Origin of the sequence: Parabacteroides sp. AM58-2XD, assembly GCF_003463685.1 — a bacterium.
GTDB classification, from domain to species: Bacteria; Bacteroidota; Bacteroidia; order Bacteroidales; family Tannerellaceae; genus Parabacteroides; species Parabacteroides segnis.
The window spans coordinates 1-1,211 of sequence record NZ_QSDP01000238.1 but is presented as its reverse complement, the minus strand read 5'-3'; the positions used below and the strand labels follow the sequence as shown (position 1 = coordinate 1,211).

Sequence of the window (1,211 nt, the reverse complement as noted above, 5' to 3'; positions counted from 1 at the left end):
CATTAAAGGTAATGAAAATCAGCCACTTGACCTATTTTATTGTACTAAATTTTATCAATTAACTTATTTGTTCTCAACGGATTAGTTATAAATTTAACGAAGTATTATTTATACATACCTTTAATAATTAAGAAAGCATTGTCTTTTTCAGGTGAAGGGTAGGAGTAGAAAGCTCCTGTCTGCAATCCTTTGTTGGCGTTCTCTCCGTAGAACCGTCGTACGGGGCTAGTGATAAGTTCGTCGGGTTTCGCTTCTGGCATATCGCCGTAAGGCTGTATGGGGAAATAACCGGAACCGCATCGTGCGTTGCCGATTGAGACAGTCTCGATAATGAAGCGGGAACTTCCCGCTTCATTATTAATATCATATCGAGCCACGAGACGTGTCAGTCGGAAACCGATCTGCAAGCGCGCAGCACTGCCTGAATCTGTCAGGTCTAACGGAGTGGTCAGTGCCCCTGCCATAGCGAGCGGTGTAGCCAGTGTGTCTGCCGGAACGGTTGCACTGAGCAGGTGCGTATGGTAAGTAGTGAATGTGCTTTCGTGGGGGATGCCTTCGGTAGCCAAACGGGGTGTACCGTCTTCGCTTTCCGTAAAGGTGATGGGGGTGAAGTCGGCGGGTTTAACCACCTTCGTGGTAGCCGGGTCGACCAGCGTCGTATCGTTTGCGATACAGTATAGTTTTACGAATAGTCCTTTTTTGAGTTTGAGCAGTCCGTTCGTTTCGTTGCCGTCGGCATCGGTGGTGTTGAGTTGCAGCTCAGTGGCTCCCTGTGGCAGTTTGTCGTTGGCATCGGCGCGGTAGGCGAAGCGTTCGAGGAAGGTGTATTCGCCGTTTTCCGTCTCAGCTCCGAAAACGTATACATCGAGCATCGAAACGGCATTTTCGGCGGCTGTAGCGATGGGTCTCCCTGCCTTTGAGGACACGGGGGTTACAGACAACTTATTTTTCAAAGTCATCATCACTTCCCGGCGTGCATTGTCCGCGTCCGGGGTGACGGGATCGGTACCCGTTTGCTTTGTCTCTTCCGTGCAGCCGGCCAATAGGCAGGCACTGCATAAAAGTATTGTGCTTAGTTTGTGAAAATTGTTCATATCGCTGTTTCCATTTAAAATCCAAACAAAGTTGGATAATTCATTATTAATTAACTTTTATAATTTATCTTTGTATCAGGATGTTAAGAGGAAGTAGGCTCTGCTGAGGAGCAACCT

The 1,211-nt window shown here is 47.6% G+C and carries 1 protein-coding gene; it reads right to left on the bottom strand.

The features are described 5' to 3' along the window. Window positions 1-104: 104 nt before the first annotated feature. The gene (locus DXA15_RS25055; protein WP_128135846.1) at window positions 105-1,094 is read right to left on the bottom strand and encodes a hypothetical protein; all 990 of its coding nucleotides are present in this window, start codon (window positions 1,092-1,094) and stop codon (window positions 105-107) included. Window positions 1,095-1,211 lie beyond the last annotated feature (117 nt).